The sequence below is a fragment of the Kribbella orskensis genome, assembly GCF_004342085.1.
Taxonomy (GTDB): Bacteria; Actinomycetota; Actinomycetes; order Propionibacteriales; family Kribbellaceae; genus Kribbella; species Kribbella orskensis.
In genome coordinates this window covers 157074-170686 of sequence record NZ_SLWM01000008.1, presented here as the reverse complement: position 1 = coordinate 170686, position 13613 = coordinate 157074, and the positions used below count along the sequence as shown (strand labels likewise).

12 protein-coding genes are annotated in these 13613 nt (G+C 68.9%); 1 reads left to right on the top strand and 11 read right to left on the bottom strand.

Features of this window, described 5'->3' with window-relative positions; translation table 11 throughout:
- Positions 1 to 32: 32 nt before the first annotated feature.
- The 11 genes from EV644_RS22805 to EV644_RS22755 all read right to left on the bottom strand — a co-directional run bounded on the left by EV644_RS22805 (position 33) and on the right by EV644_RS22755 (position 11995).
- On the bottom strand, positions 33 to 512 hold the full coding sequence (locus EV644_RS22805; RefSeq protein WP_199239950.1) for a hypothetical protein: 480 nt from the start codon (positions 510 to 512) through the stop codon (positions 33 to 35).
- A 126-nt stretch (positions 513 to 638) separates the two neighbouring features.
- On the bottom strand, positions 639 to 2195 hold the full coding sequence (guaA, locus tag EV644_RS22800; RefSeq protein WP_132190721.1) for a glutamine-hydrolyzing GMP synthase: 1557 nt from the start codon (positions 2193 to 2195) through the stop codon (positions 639 to 641).
- A gap of 22 nt (positions 2196 to 2217) precedes the next feature.
- Positions 2218 to 2598: a VOC family protein gene (locus EV644_RS22795; RefSeq protein ID WP_132190720.1), complete on the bottom strand. Its 381-nt coding sequence runs from the start codon at positions 2596 to 2598 to the stop codon at positions 2218 to 2220.
- 29 nt (positions 2599 to 2627) lie between these two features.
- The gene (locus EV644_RS22790; RefSeq protein WP_132190719.1) at positions 2628 to 3722 is read right to left on the bottom strand and encodes a cytochrome P450 family protein; all 1095 of its coding nucleotides are present in this window, start codon (positions 3720 to 3722) and stop codon (positions 2628 to 2630) included.
- Positions 3722 to 4399: a dethiobiotin synthase gene (gene bioD / locus EV644_RS22785; RefSeq protein ID WP_132190718.1), complete on the bottom strand. Its 678-nt coding sequence runs from the start codon at positions 4397 to 4399 to the stop codon at positions 3722 to 3724. Before bioD ends, EV644_RS22790 begins: the two co-directional genes overlap by 1 nt.
- Positions 4396 to 5517 (bottom strand): 8-amino-7-oxononanoate synthase, encoded by a 1122-nt coding sequence (locus tag EV644_RS22780; protein ID WP_132190717.1) that lies wholly within the window; start codon positions 5515 to 5517, stop codon positions 4396 to 4398. Before EV644_RS22780 ends, bioD begins: the two co-directional genes overlap by 4 nt.
- Positions 5517 to 6824 carry an adenosylmethionine--8-amino-7-oxononanoate transaminase gene (bioA, locus tag EV644_RS22775; RefSeq protein ID WP_132190853.1) on the bottom strand — a complete coding sequence of 436 codons (1308 nt, stop codon included), beginning with the start codon at positions 6822 to 6824 and terminating at the stop codon, positions 5517 to 5519. The genes EV644_RS22780 and bioA overlap by 1 nt, the downstream gene beginning before the upstream one ends.
- Positions 6824 to 7012, bottom strand: a complete 189-nt coding sequence (bsaP, locus tag EV644_RS22770; RefSeq protein ID WP_132190716.1) for a biotin synthase auxiliary protein BsaP — start codon at positions 7010 to 7012, stop codon at positions 6824 to 6826. Before bsaP ends, bioA begins: the two co-directional genes overlap by 1 nt.
- Positions 7013 to 7014: 2 nt before the next feature.
- A complete protein-coding gene (gene bioB, locus EV644_RS22765; RefSeq protein WP_132190715.1) occupies positions 7015 to 8010 on the bottom strand; it encodes a biotin synthase BioB in 996 nt (331 codons plus the stop codon).
- A 594-nt stretch (positions 8011 to 8604) separates the two neighbouring features.
- Positions 8605 to 10326 (bottom strand): GMC oxidoreductase, encoded by a 1722-nt coding sequence (locus EV644_RS22760; protein WP_132190714.1) that lies wholly within the window; start codon positions 10324 to 10326, stop codon positions 8605 to 8607.
- A gap of 76 nt (positions 10327 to 10402) precedes the next feature.
- A complete protein-coding gene (locus tag EV644_RS22755) occupies positions 10403 to 11995 on the bottom strand; it encodes a succinic semialdehyde dehydrogenase (RefSeq protein ID WP_132190713.1) in 1593 nt (530 codons plus the stop codon).
- Positions 11996 to 12133: 138 nt separating this feature from the next.
- Here EV644_RS22755 and EV644_RS22750 point away from each other — a divergent pair, with 138 nt between their 5' ends.
- A complete protein-coding gene (locus tag EV644_RS22750; protein ID WP_241998636.1) occupies positions 12134 to 13579 on the top strand; it encodes a tetratricopeptide repeat protein in 1446 nt (481 codons plus the stop codon).
- Positions 13580 to 13613: the final 34 nt, after the last annotated feature.

The window sequence follows — 13613 nt, the reverse complement described above, 5'->3', positions numbered from 1 at the left end:
TGGCGCGACCCGGTCGCCTCGCTTGCCTGGGCTCACTCGACCGGCTCGGCAACCGTGCCGAAGTCGTCGAGCGTCTCGGCCCGCAAGTCAGCCAGCAGTTCGGGATCCGCGTAGATCTCCGCGGTATGCCGCCACTGGTTGATCAACTGCAGCACGGGTGCCGGCGACCCCAGGTCCTCGCTGGCGTCCATCACGTCGATGAGTTCCTGGGCGAAGGCCACCCGATCGTCGGTGGTCAGGAACCGGGTCCAGGGAAACACCTGCGGCAGGATGTCGAGCAGATGGTGCGACCGCACCGCCGGGTTGCTCATCACCGCGCGGAGCACCCGGCCGGCGACCTCGACCAGTTCCCCATCCTGGGTGGCACGCGCGGCCGTGGTGAGGATCAGGTCGTCCTCGGAGCCGCGGCGGTGCACCCGCAACGCACGCCCCCGGGTCGCCTTGAGCCGCTCCACCGTCTTGTTGGGGTGCTGGAGCAGCTCCGAAAAGTTCACTTCTTCCAGCTCGGCCATAGTTCAAAGGTAGTTCGTAACTCCCCTGAACCTCAATCTCGGCCCTCGGCCCGATCGGGGCCTGGACGCAGACCGCCGCTCGGCCGGCTGGCGGCTGAGCGGCGGGGCGCGAGCGGGTTGGAGTGGTTACTCCCACTCGATGGTGCCCGGGGGCTTGCTGGTGATGTCGAGGGTTACCCGGTTGATCTCGTCTACCTCGTTGGTGATGCGGGTGGAGATCTTTTCGAGGACGTCGTAGGGGAGGCGGGCCCAGTCGGCGGTCATGGCGTCCTCGCTGGTGACGGGGCGCAGCACGATCGGGTGGCCGTAGGTGCGGCCGTCGCCCTGGACGCCGACCGAGCGGACGTCGGCCAGCAGGACGACCGGGAACTGCCAGATGTCGCGGTCGAGGCCGGCCGCGGTGATCTCGGTGCGGGCGATCAGGTCGGCGGCGCGGAGGATGTCGAGGCGCTCCCTGGTGACCTCGCCGACGATCCGGATGCCGAGGCCGGGGCCCGGGAACGGGTGCCGGTAGACCATCGCCTCGGGCAGTCCGAGGGCCACGCCGAGCTCGCGGACCTCGTCCTTGAAGAGGGTCCGCAGCGGCTCGATCAGGTCGAACTCGAGGTCGTCCGGCAGGCCGCCGACGTTGTGGTGGGACTTGATGTTCGCGGTACCGGTGCCGCCGCCGGACTCGACCACGTCCGGGTAGAGCGTGCCCTGCACCAGGAACTCGATGTGCCGTTCGGCGTCCAGTTGCCGCGCGGTCGCCTCGAAGGTGCGGATGAACTCGCGGCCGATGATCTTCCGCTTCTGCTCCGGATCGGTGACGCCGGCCAGCGCGGTCAGGAACTGGTCCTCGGCCTCGACGACCTCGAGCCGGATCCCGGTGGCGGCGACGTAGTCCTTCTCCACCTGCTCGGACTCACCCGAGCGCTGCAGACCGTGGTCGACGTACACGCAGGTCAGTTGGTCGCCGATCGCCTTGTGCACCAGGGCTGCCGCGACCGCGGAGTCGACGCCGCCCGACAGCGCGCAGAGCACCTGCTTGTCGCCGACCTGCTGACGGATGAGCTCGACCTGGTCGTCGACGACGTTGGTGGTCGTCCAGTCGCCGGCGCAGCCCGCGATGTCGTAGAGGAAGTGCTCGAGCACCGCCTGCCCGGCCTGCGAGTGCAGCACCTCCGGGTGCCACTGGACACCGGCCAGCCGGCGATCCAGGTCCTCGAAAGCAGCAACCGGCGCACCAGACGACGCAGCCAGTACTGCGAAGCCGGCCGGCGGCGCGTGCACCGCGTCTCCGTGGGACATCCAGACGTTCAGGTCCTCGGGGATGCCGGCCAGCAGTGTGCCCGACTCGCTCACGGTGACCGGGGTCCGGCCGAACTCGCGCAGCCCGGTCCGCCGTACGTCGCCGCCGAGCGTCTGCGCCATCGCCTGGAACCCGTAGCAGATGCCGAACGCCGGGACCCCTGCCTCGAACAGCCCCGAGTCGACCCGCGGCGCACCCTCGGCGTACACGGACTGCGGTCCGCCGGACAGGATGATCGCCTTCGGGTTCCGCGCCAGCATCTCCTCGACCGGCATCGAGTGCGGCACGATCTCGGAGTACACCTTCGCCTCGCGCACCCGGCGGGCGATCAGCTGCGCGTACTGCGCACCGAAGTCGACGACGAGTACGAGGTCATGCTCAGCAACGGTCACCGACAAAGCGTATCGGTGCAGCTCAGCGGCTTTGCCACAAGCCCAGGACGTTGCCCTCCGGGTCGGCGAAGTAGGCGCTGAAACCCATCTCGCCGACTGCCGTCCTGCCGACCACCGCCTTGCCGCCGTGTCGCTCGACACTCTCCAGTGCCGCGTCGATGTCGTCGACCTCGACGGTGACCACCGGGCTGTTCGTCGGCCCGTTGGAGCGGTCGAACATGCCCCCGTTGAGGTAGCCGGGCTCGGCAGGCATCCCCTGCTCGGTCACCGGCCCCGTCGACACCGTCGTGTACTGCAACTCGGGCATCAGGTGGATCTCCCACCCGAACGACTCCGCGTAGAACGCTCGCGCCCGATCTCCGTCGTCGTATGGAATCTCGAAATGCACCACGCGTCCGGTCATCGCAATCAGCCTCCCACTGACGCAGACAGTCAGTCTCGATCGACGTTAGTCCTGATCAGGGCCTGCCCACCAGGCAGTGTCACCAGCAGCCGCTTCGGGGCTCGGAAGGACAGCAGGTCGATCATCGGCGGATCAGCCTCAACAGCTTGTACTGCGCTCAGCAGGGGCCCGGCGCATTCGACAGCGACCCGGGCCTCCAGGCGGGCCAGACCCGCGCCGAGGCAACGGTGAATCCCCAGCCCGAAGGCGAGATCCGCCGGGCCGCCGTGCCCGGTCAGCCCGAGCAGCACCGGCTCACCCGCAGGCAACTCGACCTCACCGACAGACACGGGCGCAGTCGTGATCCGTCGCCAGGTCGGCACCGACGACGACTCCCGCAGGATGGTTTCGACCACAGCGGCCGCATCGTCTACAGTCCGACCGATCAGCCGGCGGAAGGTCGTCGAGATCAGCTGGGTCGTCGTCTCCTGCCCGGCGATGAGCAGGAAGTAGGCGACCGCGCACACCTCTTCATCGCTCAACCCCAGCTCGACCAGTACCCCGAAGAGGTCGTCACCGGTCTCCCGCCTCGCTGCTTCCACCCGCCGGCGCAACCACATGTAGAACTCCGCAGCACTGTGCGCGAGCTCCAACTGCCGGTCCTCGTCCGGCCAGCCCCAGAACAACTCCAGCGACTCCCGGCTCCACGCCTTCAACGCCGGTACGTCGACGTCGCGCAGCCTGAGCACGTCCAGCAACACGAGCGCCGGTGGCTCCGCAGCCACCACCTCGACGAGATCCACCGCGCCCGACCGCAACCCAGCCTCGGCCAAGGTGACCCGCTCGGCGACCAGCCGGCGCGCAAGGGGCTCGACGGCAGCAACCCGCGCCGGGCTGAAGAATCGGGCGACCGCGGCACGAATCGGCCGATGCGAAGGCCCGGCGTTGTTCGCCAGCGTCGGCGGCAGCGTGAACCCGGCTCCCTGCAGAACCCGCAACGCCTTCACGCTCAGCGCGGTATGAGCCAGTACGGCGTTGTCCGGCCGGAAGGTCTCCGGATCGAGCAGCACCTCCCGGACCTCGTCCGGCTCGTCGATCACCCACATCCCGAGCGTCTCGTCGTACCGGGCGGGACAGCCGGACATCAGAACGCCTCGGAGAACCAGCCGGGCGCCGCCGCCGTGAAGGCCGCCTGATCCAGCGCACCCGCCCCGGCGGGAACCCGACCGATCACCGGTACTCCGGTCGCGGCCGGGAGGTCGTCGAGATTGCACTGCTCGGCGAGATCCGGCTCGGCGGGCCAGGAGCCGATCACGAGCCCGGCGACCGGCAGAGACCGGGCGCGGAGGGCTTCGACGGTCAGGCCGGCGTGGTTCAGGGTGCCGAGGCCGGCCCGGGCGACCACGACGAAGGCGAACTCGGTCTCGAGGTGCGCCGCGAGGTCGGCGAGGTCATTGCCGTCTTCATCCAGCCCGACGAGAAGCCCGCCCGCGCCTTCGACCAGCACCAGGTCGCGACCGGCTGCCAGGTCGTCGACGGTCTTCGCGTGGGCTTCGACCGAGGGCAACGCCAGGCCCTGCCGACGGCCGGCGGTCGTCGGTGCCAGTGGCTCAAGCAGCCGGATGCCCTCGTGCAGGTCGGTGATCCCGGTCAGCCGACGAACCTCGTCAAGATCCCCGGCCTCCTCAGCAGTCACCCCCGTCTGCGCCGGCTTCACGACGGCGACAGTGCCCGAGGATGCAGCGCGGGAGGCGAGAGCGGCGGTGACCACTGTCTTGCCTACGCCGGTGTCGGTGCCAGTGATGAAGAGGATGCGGGTCATGAGGCTTCCCGGATTGCGGTGGTGATGACGTCGCAGGCGCGATCGAGGTCGGTGGTGGAGAGGCCTGCGTGGGCGGTGAGGCGGAGGCGGCTGATGCCGTCGGGCACGGAAGGTGGACGGAAGCTTCCTACTCGTACGCCGTTGGCCAGGCAGAGGTCGGCGGCCCGGACCGCCTCGCGGGGGCCAGGCATCGGGACCGAAACGACCGGACCAGCCGACGCGGTCACGCCGCATGCGGCAGCGAGCCGGGCGGCCGTGCCGTGGATGGCCTCTGGACGCGAGGGTTCCTCGGACAGGATCCGCAGCGCGGCCAGGGCAGCCCCGCAGGCGGCGGGGGTTAGACCGGTGTCGAAGATGAAAGCCCGGGCGCGGTTGATCAGATGGTCGCGAAGGACACTCGGACCGAGTACTACGCCTCCCTGGCTCGCGAGCGCCTTAGACAGCGTCATCGTCACGATCACGTGGCCCGCGCCGGCCAGACCAGCGGCCGCCACCGAACCCCGACCGTTGCCGGTGACACCCAACCCATGGGCCTCGTCTACCAGCAGCACGGCGTCGTGCTCGACCGCCAGCGCCGCCAACTCGGTCAGCGGCGCGGCGTCGCCGAGGACGCTGTAGACCGACTCGACCAGGACGACGGCGCGGGGTTCGTTGCGTTCGGCAAGCGCCTTGGCGACGGCCTCGACGTCGTTGTGCGGCGTGACCTCGACCCGCGAGCGCGACAGCCGGCAGGCATCCACCATCGAGGCGTGCACGTGGTCGTCGGAGACCAGCAGCGTCCCGGGCCCGCCGAGTGCCGTGATCACGCCGAGGTTGGCGAGGTAGCCGGAGGAGAAGGCAAGACCTGTCTCCTGCCCGACGTACGCCGCGAGCTCGGACTCCAGTTCCGCGTGCAAGGCGGTCGTCCCGGTCACGAGCCGGGAAGCCGTCGCGCTCGCACCCCACTCGCGTACAGCCTCGACAGCCGCCTCGACCACCCGCGGATCACGAGCCAGCCCGAGATAGTCGTTGCTCGCCAGATCGACGACCACTTCCCCGGAGGCACGCGGCCGGAGCCGGCGGGTCAGCCCGCGCGATTCCAGCGCCGCGGCTTTCGGAGCGAGCCAGTCCTCGAGCATCAGTTGCCCTCGGCAATGGCACCGGTGATCGCAGCGCCGATCGCGGCGATGTCCTCGTCGGTGCAGACGTACGGCGGCATCGTGTAGACGAGATCGCGGAACGGGCGTACCCAGACCCCGCGACTCAGCACGGCATCGGTCATCCGCGGTACGTCGACCGGGTGGTCGAGCTGAACGACACCGACCGCGCCGAGAACCCGGACGTCCTTCACCCCGGGCAGATCCGCCGCCGGCTTCAAACCGGTGGCCAGGCCCGCTGAGATCCTGGCGATCCCCTCGGCCCAGTCCTGCGAGAGCAGCAGGTCCAGGCTGGCCAGGGCGACGGCACACGCCAGCGGGTTCGCCATGAAGGTCGGCCCGTGCATCAGTGCGCCGCCCGGACCGTTGGAGACCACCTCGCCGACTTCCGACGTACAGAGCATCGCGGCCATCGACATATAGCCGCCGGTGAGAGCCTTGCCGACGCAGAGGATGTCCGGCTCGATGCCCGCGTGCTCGGAGGCGAACATCGTCCCGGTCCGGCCGAAGCCGGTCGCGATCTCGTCCAGGATCAGCAGGAAGCCGTGCTGGTCGGCGAGCCCGCGGAGGAACTTCAACGCGTCCGGGCTGTACGGGTACATCCCGCCGGTGCCCTGCAGGATCGGCTCGACGATGATCGCGGCGATCTCGTGCGCGAACTCGTCGGCGAGCGCGCTCATCACGGTCATCCAGGAGGCGAGCTCCGGGTCGTCCGCGGTCCGCTCGTACCCGGCCGGGGGCCGCGGTCCGAACAGTTGCTCCTTCAGCGCCCCGGTGAAGAGCGTGTGCATCCCGTTCACCGGGTCGCACACACTCATCGGCGCGAACGTGTCGCCGTGGTACCCGCCGCGGACGGTGAGCATCCTGGTCCGGCCGGTGCGGCCGCGGGACACCTGGTACTGCAGGGCCAGCTTGATCGCGACCTCGACCGAGACGGATCCGGAGTCGCAGAAGAAGACGTGCCGCAGCGAGTCCGGAGTCACCTCGACCAGCCGCTCACCCAGCCGTACGGCGGGTTCGTGGGTCAGGCCGCCGAACATCACGTGGCTGAAGTCGTCGATCTGCCGGTGCAGCGCCTCGTCCAGCACCGGGTGCCGGTAGCCGTGGATCATGCACCACCACGACGACATCGCGTCGATCGCGTCGACCTGTCCCCCGGCGCCGTCGTCGAGGCTCAACCGCGTCCCGGACGCCCCGCGGACCAGCCGGGCGGGCGCGGGCGAGGTCAGCGACGAGTACGGGTGCCAGAGCAGCTCGGAGTCGCGCGCGAGTAGTTCGGAGCCGTCCATCACGACGAGACCTCGCCGTGCGCGGAGCACCGGGCCGTCCAGCCCATCGGGTGCACCTGGACGATCATCCGCCGGCGGCACTGCTCGCAGTACCGGGGTGGTTCCATCGTCAGGGCCTGGCGGCAGTCGGCATGGCTGCCGTCGGCCACCTCGCGGCCGCAGTGGCCGCAGTAGAGAACGGTAGTCACGGTCACAGCGTCTTCTGGAGTTCCTTGACCGGCATCTTGAGGTCGGCCAGCAGGTCCAGGTCAGCGGTCGCCGGACGGCCCAGCGTCGTCAGGTAGTTCCCGACGATGACCGCGTTGATGCCGCCGAGCAGCCCCTCGCGGGTGCCGAGGTCGCCGAGGGTGAGCTCACGCCCGCCCGCGTAGCGCAGTACGGTCCGGGGCATCGCCAGCCGGAACGCGGCGATGGTCCGGAGGGCGTCCTTGCCGGCCATGATCTCCATGTCTCCGAACGGCGTGCCCGGCCGCGGGTTGAGGAAGTTCAGCGGAACCTCGTGCGGCTCCAGCTCGGCCAGCTGGGCGGCGAGCTCGGCCCGCTGCTCCAGGGACTCGCCCATGCCGACCAGACCACCGCAGCACAGCTCCATCCCGGACTCGCGCACCATCACGCAGGTCTCCCAGCGCTCCTCGAAGGAGTGCGTGGTGACGACGTCACCGAAGTACGAGCGGGCGGACTCGAGGTTGTGGTTGTAGCGGTGCACGCCCATCGCCTTGAGCACGTCCACCTGCTCCTGGGTGAGCATGCCGAGCGAGCAGGCGATGTTGATGTCGACCTCGGCGTTGATCGCCTCGATGCCGGCCTTCACCTGGGACATCAGCCGGGCGTCCGGGCCGCGAACGGCGGCGACGATGCAGAACTCCGTCGCACCGGTCTTCGCGGTCTCCTTCGCGGCCTCGACCAGCTCCGGGATGTTCAGCCAGACCGAACGGACCGGGGAGGTGAACTGGCCGGACTGGGAGCAGAAGTGGCAGTCCTCGGGGCAGCCGCCGGTCTTCAGCGAGATGATGCCCTCGACCTCGACCTCCTCGCCGCACCACTTGACCCGTACTTCGTGCGCGAGGGCGAGCAGGTCGTCCAGTTGCTCGTCCGGGGATCGCAGGACCTCGATCAGCTGCTCCTGGGAGAGGCCGATGCCTCGTTCCAGGACCTGCTCACGCGCCACCTCGAGGATGTCGTTCATGGTTCTCCTGCCTCATCGAACGGTCCACAGACGGTTGTCACAGTAAGGCAGCCGGGCCACCCCGCACTGCGAGGGGCGTCACCTGGAACACCCGTCGCCGAACTGCCTCAGGGACCCGGGAAAAATAAATCTGCGGCCCCTCGTGACCTTCTGTGAGACCTCTCGTTGATGTGTGCAGAGGCGCTGATCGCAAGAACACCGCTTCCCGGTAACGAGGAGCGACTGAAAGGTCGCACATTACGATCGGCACGCAGGGTGGCTACGACCACTCTCTGCAGGTAGAAATGGCTCGAATCGGTAGTAGAGTGAGGCATATGAGCTCGGGTCGCCAGCTATGGTTGGTGACCCGATCCCAAAGCGCCGGGCGCCTCACCCCGGCTTGAGTGGGTCCCTCGGGAAACGATTTGGGCGGAAACGTTCCTGAGGGACCTGCTCCCTTTTCTGGAGGAAGATCAACACGGTCTGGGCCAGGATGAACACAAGCCCTGGTAATGATTGAAGCCTCAGGCCATCGCCTGAGGCTTTTTCATTTTTCACTCCAGGCCATTCCTGTCCCGTGATCATCACTGGTCACGGGACATTGTTGTCATTGCGTCACGGCTCCGTCACAGCCTGCTTCGTGGCCGTGCGATTGGTGATCTCCACGATCGGTAGCCGAAGGGCTCCCGGAGCCTCCGCCGGCACCACCGGCCGCACTGGCGTGACCGGCGTGACTCTCCGGTACTCCGATCCGAGGGCGGGCCGGGCGTCTTCCTCACCTTTGTTCGGCCAGAACGACAGCGCCCGCTCGGCCTGCGCGGTGATCGTCAGGGACGGGTTGACGCCCAGGTTGGCCGAGATCGTCGAGCCGTCCATGATGTGCAGGCCCTCGTACCCGTAGACCCGGTGGTACGGGTCCACCACGCCGGTCCCCGCCGAGTCCCCGATCGCGCAACCGCCGATGAAGTGCGCCGTCATCGGCACGTTGAAGGGCTCGCCGATGGTGCCGCCCGGCGTACCGCCCATGATCTTCGCCATCCGGCGGACGACCTCGTTGCCGACCGGGATCCAGGACGGGTTCGGCGCCCCGTGGCCCTGCTTCGAGGTCAGCCGCCAGCGGCCGAGCCGGTCCCGCTTGCCGAAGGTGGTGATCGAGTTGTCCGCGGTCTGCATCACCAGGGCGATCACGGTCCGCTCGGACCAGTGCTTCAGGTCGTAGAGGCGGCGCAGGTTCTTCCGCTGCACCCCCAGCTCGCGCAACCAGGTCCGCCAGCGCGGCTTGTCCCCGTCGCCGTCGGTCAGCACGGTCTGCAGCAGCGACATCGCGTTGCTGCCCCGGCCGTACCGGACCGGCTCGATGTGGGTGATCTCGTCCGGGTGGAACGACGAGGTGATCGCGACGCCGCGGGTGTAGTCCACCGACCGGTCCCTGGCGATTGCCCCGAGCAATGATTCGGAGTTGGTCCGGGTCAGCACGCCGAGCCGATCGGACAGGTTCGGCAGCTTGCCCTCGTCCCTCAGCCGGTGCAGGAGCTTGGCGGTCCCGAGCGCCGAGGCGGCGAAAACCACTTGCTGGGCAGTGAATCTGCGCGTCTGCTTCCGGTTCGAGGTGCGCCGCGTCTCGATCGCGTACCCGCCGCCCGGCAGCGGTTCGACCGAGGTCACCGTGGTCATCGGGTAGACCTCGGCGCCGGCCTTCTCCGCGAGGTACAGGTAGTTCTTGGTCAGTGTGTTCTTCGCGTTGTGGCGGCAGCCGGTCATGCACTCGCCGCAGTCGATACAACCGGTACGCCGGGGGCCGGCGCCACCGAAGTACGGGTCGTCCACGTCGACCCCGGGTTCACCGAAGAACACCCCGACAGGCGTCGGGTGGAACGTGTCCCCCACGCCGAGATCGTCCGCGACCTGCTTCATCACCTCGTCGGCCGGCGTGAAGCCGGGGTACGTGGTGACCCCGAGCATGCGTTTCGCCTGGTCGTAGTACGGGGCGAGCTCGGCCTTCCAGTCGGTGATGTGGGCCCACTGGCGGTCGGAGTAGAACGCGGGCAACGGTTCGTACAGGGTGTTGGCGTAGACGAGGCTGCCGCCGCCGACTCCGGCGCCGGACAGGATGATCACGTCGCGCACCGCGCTGATCCGCTGGATGCCGTACCAGCCGAGCTTCGGGGCGAACAGGAACTTGTTCTTGTCCCAGGAGTTCTTCGCGAACCCGGCGTCCTCGAAGCGCGCGCCGGCCTCCAGCACCGCGACGTCATACCCCTTCTCCACCAGGCGAAGCGCACTGACACTGCCGCCGAACCCCGAGCCGATGATCACGACGTCGTGGTCGAAACTCATCCGCGTCCTCGCTTCGCTGCGGGCGCGGATGAGGCACAAGAAGCCCTGTATTGAATGATGCCCTCGCTCCGCTCGGTCATGCGCGACCAAACTTCTTCAACACTCGGAGGGCTCCGGTCATGAACTCCGCGTAGGCCTCGTCCTTGATGCCGTGCGAGGCGGCGATCGGGAGCAGGCGCTGGGTCGCGATCGCCTGCGGGTCGACGTACCGGCGGATGCCTTCGACGCCCTGGCGGCGGCCGAGCCCGGAGGCGCGCATGCCGCCCATCGGGGTGTCGAGCGAGCCGAAGGTCGCGCCGTAGCCCTCGTTCACGTTGACCGAGCCGGCCACCAGTTGGGCCGCGACGGCGCGACCGCGGCGAGCGTCCCGCGTCCAGACGCTCGCGTTCAGCCCGTACTCGCCCTCGTTGGCGCGCTCGATCGCCTCGGACTCGTCCGAGAAGCGGTAGATCGAGACGACCGGCCCGAAGGTCTCGTTGTCGAAGCACTCCATCTCGGGCGTCACCCCGGACAGCACGGTCGGCTCGTAGAAGAGCGGCCCGAGGTCCGGCCGGGGCTTGCCGCCGGCGAGGACGACGGCTCCCTTGGCCCGGGCGTTCTCGACATGACGGGTCACGGTCTCGAGCTGAGCCTTGGAGACCAGCGAGCCCATGTCCACGTCCCAACCGGTCCCGGCCGAGATCTTCATCCGCTTCACCCGGTCCAGGAAGGCTGTCACGAACGAGTCGTAGATCTGGTCCGCGACGTACAGCCGTTCCATCGACACGCAGAGCTGACCCGCGCTGTTGAAGCAGGCCCGGACAGCTCCCTCGGCAGCCCGGTGCACGTCGGCGTCCCGCAGTACGAGCATGGGATTCTTGCCGCCGAGCTCCAGGCTGCAGCCGATCAGCCGCTCGCCGGCCTGCTGGGCGATCAGGCGGCCGGTCTTGGTGGAGCCGGTGAAGCAGATGTAGTCGGTGTTCTGGATGATCGCGCCGCCGACCGTCGGGCCGTCGCCGTTCACCGGCACCCAGGCGTCCCGAGGCAGCCCCGCCTCGTAGAGCAGCTCGAGCGCCCGGAGCGCGGTCAGCGGGGTCTGGCTGTCGGGTTTGTGGACCACGGTGTTGCCGGCCAGCACCGCCGGGAGGCCATCGGCCATCGCCATGCTGAGCGGGTAGTTCCAGGGCGAGATGATGCCGACGACACCCTTCGGCACGAACCGCTGCTCGGCCCGGGTGAGGAGCGGGAACATGCCGGACCTGCGCTGCGGCTCGAGCAGCTCGGCGGCCTTGCGCCCGTAGTACCGGGCGGTCATGGCGACGTGCGCGACTTCCTCGAAGGCCTGCTTGCGGGCCTTGCCGGACTCGACGATGACCAGGTCCATCAGCTCGTGCCGATGGTCCAGCACGAGGTCGTGGTAGCGCAGCAGGATGGCCGCCCGATCGGCCAGCGAGACGTTCTTCCAGCCGCGCTGGGCGCGACGCGCCGACCGGACCGCGGCGAGCACGTCGTCCGGGCTGGACAGGGGCAGCTCCGCGATCGGCTGGCCGGTCGCGGGTGCGTAGGTCGTCCGAGTGCCCGCCGACGCGCGCAACAGACCGGCCAGGCGGCGGATGACCGACTGGTCGGTCGCGTACGACGCGGTCGGGTCGAGCTCGGGGTCAGCAGGGATCGAGGTCTGCTCGCTCATTCATCCAGGCTACCTGTCGGTAACAGCTCGTGTCAGTACTTGGCCACGGCACTGATGTCCTGGCCCCGATCACGAGCGAGTTCGGTAAAGATGGCGCTAAGGTGAGCGACTGAGCGTGTGAAGGGGTGGGTTGTAAAGATGGTGGACAGCGGGGGGCTCTGGACGCCTCCTGAGGATGAGCTCGGCGAGGCTCTGCAGACAGCCCAGGTGCTGATCGAAGAGGGGCGCGCCGACGAGGCCGGACCGTACCAGCAGCGTGTGATCGAGCTGGCCAGGGAGCGAGCCGGGGACCGCCCGGACCACTACGAGGCCAGGCACCTGATGGCGGCGACGCAGTACGAGCTGGCCGGCTCCCTGAACGCGTCGGGTCGTCACGAGGAAGCGCTTGCCGCTTTGCACGAGGCTCAACTCGGCTATACCGAGCTCAGCGACGCGGGCGAGTTGGAGGCCACCTCCTTCCTCGCCGATGTCCGCGCGCGGCGCGCGATGACCCAGGCACACCGTGGCTACGGCGCGACCGCGGTACTGGAGATAGACGGCGCGGTGATCGCCTACGGCCAGCTGGTCGGTGGCGACGACGGCGTGCTGCACCAGCCCGACTTCGCCCGGGTGCTGGCGATGAACGCGCTCATCCTGCGCCGGTACGGCGACCCCGACCTGGCCGTCGCCTCCGCGGACGCGGCCACCCAGCTGTTCCTCCAGCTCGCCGACCAGATCAACGCGAGCCCGCAGTCCTTGTCGTACGCGCGCTACCTCTGCTCGGCCACCGCGGTCTCGGCCGACGTGCACGCTGCCGAGGGGCGGCTCGACCTGGCGCTCGAGGCGGACGAGATCGGGCTCAACACCGCCGACACGCTGGCCGACTCGGAGTCCGCGACCGACCTGCGCACGCTCGTCTCCGCACTGACCCGCAAGGGCAAGCACCTGGAGGTCGTCGGCCGGATCATCGAGGGCGAGAACTGCCTGCGGACCGCGTTCGCGACGGATCCGGCCACCGCCGCGCTGGTCACCGAGGAGATCGACCGCGGCATCCCGCCGTCGCTGACCACCGCGCTGGAGAACGCCGAGATCAAGCTCGGGCCATACGAGCAGTACCACCGCCTGCTGGCGCTGAGCGAGCCCGCACCCGGGATGACGCTGGCGACCGTCTCCGGCCGGACAGATCCCGAGTCGGCCGCGGTCCGGGCCACTGAGCTGGCCGAACTGGTCCGGCCGATGCTCACACACGACGCGGAGACCGCGCTGACGCTCGGGCTCGAGGCGCACTACCTGTTCGCGATCTCGTCGGAGCGCGAGTCGCACCGGATGCGGTACGAGACGAGCAGCTACGCGCCGGTCTGGGCACAGGTGCTGCTGGACCTCTCCGAGGCGTACCACGCCGCCGGGCAGACCGACATGGCGCTCGACCTGGCCGGCTGGAGCGCTGACGTGGCCACCGCGCTGATCCCGTTCACGATGACTGATCTCGAGGTGAAGGACCTGGCCGGCGCCTGCTACCGGCACCACGGCGACCTGCTTGCCGCGACCGGCGACTTCACCGCCTCACAGCACGCCCACGAAGCAGCCCAGCAGTTGCAGACCTAGGCGGATCCGGCAGCAGCCCCGGACCTCATTGACT

Bases quoted from the DNA above. Each gene is read 5' to 3' on its own strand.
- bioA (WP_132190853.1), bottom strand. From the start codon at position 6,824: ATGGACGGCTCCGAACTACTCGCGCGCGACTCCGAGCTGCTCTGGCAC.
- EV644_RS22760 (WP_132190714.1), bottom strand. From the start codon at position 10,326: ATGAGTTTCGACCACGACGTCGTGATCATCGGCTCGGGGTTCGGCGGC.
- bioD (WP_132190718.1), bottom strand. From the start codon at position 4,399: ATGACCCGCATCCTCTTCATCACTGGCACCGACACCGGCGTAGGCAAG.
- EV644_RS22755 (WP_132190713.1), bottom strand. From the start codon at position 11,995: ATGAGCGAGCAGACCTCGATCCCTGCTGACCCCGAGCTCGACCCGACC.
- EV644_RS22805 (WP_199239950.1), bottom strand. From the start codon at position 512: ATGGCCGAGCTGGAAGAAGTGAACTTTTCGGAGCTGCTCCAGCACCCC.
- EV644_RS22780 (WP_132190717.1), bottom strand. From the start codon at position 5,517: ATGCTCGAGGACTGGCTCGCTCCGAAAGCCGCGGCGCTGGAATCGCGC.
- EV644_RS22795 (WP_132190720.1), bottom strand. From the start codon at position 2,598: ATGACCGGACGCGTGGTGCATTTCGAGATTCCATACGACGACGGAGAT.
- EV644_RS22750 (WP_241998636.1), top strand. From the start codon at position 12,134: ATGGTGGACAGCGGGGGGCTCTGGACGCCTCCTGAGGATGAGCTCGGC.
- EV644_RS22790 (WP_132190719.1), bottom strand. From the start codon at position 3,722: ATGTCCGGCTGTCCCGCCCGGTACGACGAGACGCTCGGGATGTGGGTG.
- bioB (WP_132190715.1), bottom strand. From the start codon at position 8,010: ATGAACGACATCCTCGAGGTGGCGCGTGAGCAGGTCCTGGAACGAGGC.